This is a genomic window from Streptococcus sp. KR, from assembly GCF_002238115.1.
Classification (GTDB): Bacteria; Bacillota; Bacilli; order Lactobacillales; family Streptococcaceae; genus Streptococcus.
The window spans coordinates 1-207 of the sequence record NZ_NGVM01000415.1 but is presented as its reverse complement, the minus strand read 5'-3'; the positions used below and the strand labels follow the sequence as shown (position 1 = coordinate 207).

The window sequence follows — 207 nt, the reverse complement described above, 5'->3', positions numbered from 1 at the left end:
TGATTTCAACCTCAAACGGTGTAAAGCCGCCCTTATGATGGGTAATTTCTTTCCCGTTTAGATAAACCCATGCTTCATGAGTGGCCGATCCAAATCGCAAAACCAACCTTTGGCTTCGTAATGGCTTAGCGATATCAAAGTTGGTTTCACACCAAACAAATCCATTATGTTCACGAATCTTTTTGGAAGCCGTTTGGTCATTGAACG

1 protein-coding gene is annotated in these 207 nt (G+C 42.0%); it reads right to left on the bottom strand.

Annotated features, from left to right (window positions below; translation table 11 throughout):
- Positions 1-207: sugar-binding domain-containing protein (locus CBI42_RS12505; RefSeq protein ID WP_373433765.1), on the bottom strand; the 207-nt coding region annotated here is incomplete at both ends.